This window comes from Streptomyces xylophagus (assembly GCF_000716435.1).
Classification (GTDB): Bacteria; Actinomycetota; Actinomycetes; order Streptomycetales; family Streptomycetaceae; genus Streptomyces; species Streptomyces xylophagus.
The window spans coordinates 1-331 of record NZ_JNWO01000181.1 but is presented as its reverse complement, the minus strand read 5'-3'; the positions used below and the strand labels follow the sequence as shown (position 1 = coordinate 331).

General features: G+C 62.2%; 1 protein-coding gene. It reads right to left on the bottom strand.

What is annotated here, in order from left to right:
- Positions 1 to 331, bottom strand: a 331-nt coding sequence (locus tag OO70_RS50880; protein WP_043688512.1) for a terminase gpA endonuclease subunit, incomplete at both ends; no start/stop codon positions are given.

The window sequence follows — 331 nt, the reverse complement described above, 5'->3', positions numbered from 1 at the left end:
GCCCCACCTTCGCGTTTGCGTATCGCGTGTAGATGGTCGCCTTCGCGTCGTAGGTGCCGACGAGAAACAGCTTCGTCTTGTCCTTGAAGCGCTGCTCCGACTTAATCCAGACTGGCTTCTTGTCGCCGGGCACGCCCTTGTGCGCGTACCAGCGTCGTCCGACCAACAGCCATTTGTTGCTGAAGTCGTAGACCTTCTGCGTGTGCGCGCCCGAGCCCGAGTCGATAGTGGCGGAGAAGATGCCGAGCGTCTCCCCGGCCGCGCCTTCGTGCTTGAAGCCGCTTTCGAGGAACTTCGCGAGTTCGTCCCACGCTTCGTCCGTGTTCGGGCC